This window comes from Microcoleus sp. A003_D6 (assembly GCF_036702825.1).
Taxonomy (GTDB): Bacteria; Cyanobacteriota; Cyanobacteriia; order Cyanobacteriales; family Microcoleaceae; genus Microcoleus.
The window spans coordinates 1-3314 of sequence record NZ_JAUBWA010000252.1 but is presented as its reverse complement, the minus strand read 5'-3'; the positions used below and the strand labels follow the sequence as shown (position 1 = coordinate 3314).

At 43.0% G+C, this 3314-nt stretch carries 5 protein-coding genes; 3 read left to right on the top strand and 2 right to left on the bottom strand.

Annotated elements, in window-relative coordinates; all coding sequences use genetic code 11:
- Positions 1-271 precede the first annotated feature (271 nt).
- The 3 genes from QUB70_RS32050 to QUB70_RS32040 all read left to right on the top strand — a co-directional run bounded on the left by QUB70_RS32050 (position 272) and on the right by QUB70_RS32040 (position 1274).
- The gene (locus QUB70_RS32050; RefSeq protein ID WP_332985832.1) at positions 272-496 is read left to right on the top strand and encodes a BrnA antitoxin family protein; all 225 of its coding nucleotides are present in this window, start codon (positions 272-274) and stop codon (positions 494-496) included.
- A 113-nt stretch (positions 497-609) separates the two neighbouring features.
- Positions 610-822 carry a hypothetical protein gene (locus tag QUB70_RS32045; protein WP_332985830.1) on the top strand — a complete coding sequence of 71 codons (213 nt, stop codon included), beginning with the start codon at positions 610-612 and terminating at the stop codon, positions 820-822.
- Positions 823-839: 17 nt separating this feature from the next.
- Positions 840-1274: a type II toxin-antitoxin system VapC family toxin gene (locus QUB70_RS32040; protein ID WP_332985829.1), complete on the top strand. Its 435-nt coding sequence runs from the start codon at positions 840-842 to the stop codon at positions 1272-1274.
- A 126-nt stretch (positions 1275-1400) separates the two neighbouring features.
- Here QUB70_RS32040 and QUB70_RS32035 read toward each other — a convergent pair whose 3' ends face one another.
- Entirely contained in the window at positions 1401-2573 is a 1173-nt protein-coding gene (locus tag QUB70_RS32035) for a TRC40/GET3/ArsA family transport-energizing ATPase (RefSeq protein WP_332985828.1), read from the bottom strand.
- Between the two features lie 150 nt (positions 2574-2723).
- Positions 2724-2903, bottom strand: a complete 180-nt coding sequence (locus QUB70_RS32030; protein WP_332985827.1) for a hypothetical protein — start codon at positions 2901-2903, stop codon at positions 2724-2726.
- Positions 2904-3314: the final 411 nt, after the last annotated feature.

The following is a 3314-nucleotide window of genomic DNA, read 5'->3' as shown; positions in this document are numbered from 1 at the left end:
TCTATCCTTTCTCTTCGCTGTGCTTACCTCAACGGTCAACTTTCAATTTGATGTATTTGCCAAAGTGAGATGCACCCAGCAGCAGTCCGCGAGCGATCGTACAAATCTACAAGTTATTTTTTGAGCCGTGATTTGAAAATATTAGATGCTCATTGACTTAATCGATCGGGAAGTTGTTGTCATAGTCGCTAAAAATTGAGCTAAGTTCAGGAAAGATTGAACGAACCGCAGAGGGCGCAGAGGAGGAGAAAGAAGAGGGAGGGGAATAGTAATGGAAGCAGAGTATGATTTTAGTCAGGGTAAGCCCGGGGCGATCGATCAAATATTACCTGGGAAAACTCGGATCGCAATCTGGTTAGATGATGAGGTTTTAGCGTGGTTTCGCGATCGAGTTCATTTAGCAGATGGAGGGAATTACCAAACCTTGATTAATGAAGCGTTGCGTCAATATATCCAGCAGAGCTGTGAGTCTTTAAAAGAAACCTTACAGAAATAAAACGGGAAGTGGAGCGAAGATGCTCAAACACACTAAATTAAGTAGATAGGTTTGTTGCGATCGCAGAGATATTGCTACAATAGTCATAGAATTCTATCTTGCTAAAAATTTATATGATCTCTCAACAGATTGAAGACCAATCTCCACAACTCGAATCGCGAGTTGCAACTTTAGAAACAGAACTAGCACAAATGAAACAGATGCTATCTGTATTCGTTCAAAAAAAAGCTCCTTGGTGGCTAAAAGTTGCGGGTAGTTTTGAAAACGATCCTACCTTTGACGAAGCAGTTCGCCTCGGACAAGAATGGCGTAAGTCTGCTAAATAGCTCAATACCTTCTTACGATGTATATTCTTGACACCGACCATCTCAGTTTCATCCAGCGCAATGGGCAAGAGGGAAAGCAAATCTTAGCAAGGCTGGCAGCCATAGAAGAACTTGAAGTTGCAGTGACTGTAATTACCTACGAAGAACAAGTTAGAGGACGGCTCAATTTCCTATCCAAAGCAAGAACATTAGATGAACAAATCTTGGCTTATAAAGGATTACAGCAACTTGCACTCGACTATCAATCTATCGTGATTATTCCTTTTAACCGTGCGGCTGCTTTGGAGCATCAACGCCTACGAAGAGTGTATTCCCGTCTAGGAAATATGGATCTGAAAATTGCCGCCATTACTCTAATTAACAACGCAACCTTACTCACCCGTAATAAGTCAGATTTTGGACAAGTCGTAGAGCTACGAATAGAAGACTGGTCAGCCACTGATAATCAATGAGTTCGTCAGTTTGTCTGTATTACAGGACTTATACACGCAGGGTAAAAAACCCGGTTTCTGCGTCAATCTCTCAAGGGAGCATCCAATAATTTTCGGAGAAACCGGTTTTGTTGGGGTAAGTCCTAGTTAAGCAAACTTAATCTTCAAATAATCATCCTCCATCTTCGCCCCGGAAGGTTGCAGCGCTGCTAAAGCTTGTGGCAACACCATATTCCGGCGGTGATTCCCAATCCGAACATTCAACTCATCTCCCGTTTTGCTCAACTGAATCTGATCCTTAGCAATTCCCGGCAAATACAGTTCAAGACTGTATTGATTGTTTTCCTGAACAATCCTAATCGTATTTTCTTTGTAATATATTTGACTGGGATCTTCGTCTTTGTAAAGCGTTTCTTTCAAGCGTTCCAATGCTGCTAAACCGCACATTTCTTCAGAATAAAGCGGCACTTCTTTAACTGGCAGCGGCATGAAATCCGAGTGAATTTCCTGACGGTACTGCTCCTGGCTTTCTTTCCAGCGTTTGAAAAATGGGTCAGTTACTTCTTCGGGAATAATCCGGTTTGCTACTACTAAATCTGTGGCTACATTGTACAAACTCAAATAGGCATGAGCCCGCAGAGACTCTTTAATTACCATTTTTTCGGGATTGGTAACTAACCTTACCGAAGTTACAGTATTGTCAGTTAAAATCTTTTCCAAAGCCTCGATTTGTTCGTAAAATTCGTAAGGTGCGTCCATCACCTCTTTGTCTGGCAAAGAAAAACCGGCAATTGGTCTAAAAATAGGTTCAACTAAAGGTCGAAGGGCGGCTGATATGCCTTGCAGCGGCTTGTAAAATTTTCTCATGTACCAGCCGCCAACTTCCGGCAAACTTAGCAGTCTCAATGCTGTGCCAGTCGGGGCAGAATCGATAATTAAAACATCGAATTCGCCTTCGTCGTAATGCCGTTTCATTCGCACTAAACCGAAGATTTCATCCATTCCTGGCAATATGGCTAATTCTTCAGCTTGAACCCCTTCGAGTCCCTGCGCTCGCAAGACTTGGGTAATGTAGCGTTTAACGGCTCCCCAATTGCCTTCTAATTCCCTGAGAGCGTCTAATTCTGCTCCCCACAAATTCGGTTTTACCAGCCGCGAATCGTGCCCGAGTTCCATGTCGAAGCTGTCGGCTAAGGAGTGGGCGGGATCGGTGCTCAGCACTAGGGTTTTGTATCCCAATTCGGCACACCGCAGCCCTGTGGCGGCGGCTACGGATGTTTTGCCGACGCCGCCTTTTCCAGTCATTAATATTAAGCGCATTGATTGTTTAGCTCGCCTGAAAGTAGTTTACTCTTATATTGTAACGTTCTGTAACATAAATTAATTTAGTGGGGGAATTAATTTGGGCGACAAGCAGCCGCCGGACATACCACATTTCCGGTGATACACGAAATTGCTGCCATGTCAATATCAAGAAGTGTGGCAAGCATTTAGGTTGGGTTTGGGGTAGAGTGCATAAAAAGGGCGATCGCACTTCGCCTCAGAAACCGGGTTTCTATCAATATCTAGTTTGAGACGACAATCTCGAAGCAGAAACCCGGTTTCTTTGATTGTTGGCAGAAAAGGGCGATCGCACTTAACATGATACAATATGAATTACCAATTCAATTTCCACAAACTTTAAAATAGGATTATTCACCCATGTAACTCGAAGACTATTTCGACTTTCAGCGACCAGATGATATTCGAGTCAAAGGGACACGAATCGGTATTGAAACCATCCTATATAATTTCATTCATCGCGCGCGCAATCCCGAACAAATAGCTTAAACTTATCCGTCTCTCAACTTGGAACAAGTTTATGCTACTATCCTTTACTATCTGCACAATAAAGATGCCGTTAGTAACTACATTGCTGACTGGTTGGAGCTTGACTAAAGTACCAAATAGTTTGCTAAAATTCTCCATAGTTAATCATTGAGAGGAAGTTTTGTGTTTGCCGTCAAGCGAGCGCTCAAATTGAATAAGCGGGAAGCGACTTTGATGGCAAAACACGCAGGA

Excerpts from the sequence above, each read along its gene's own strand:
- QUB70_RS32050 (WP_332985832.1), top strand. The coding sequence starts at position 272 with ATGGAAGCAGAGTATGATTTTAGTCAGGGTAAGCCCGGGGCGATCGAT.
- QUB70_RS32045 (WP_332985830.1), top strand. The coding sequence starts at position 610 with ATGATCTCTCAACAGATTGAAGACCAATCTCCACAACTCGAATCGCGA.
- QUB70_RS32040 (WP_332985829.1), top strand. The coding sequence starts at position 840 with ATGTATATTCTTGACACCGACCATCTCAGTTTCATCCAGCGCAATGGG.
- QUB70_RS32035 (WP_332985828.1), bottom strand. The coding sequence starts at position 2,573 with ATGCGCTTAATATTAATGACTGGAAAAGGCGGCGTCGGCAAAACATCC.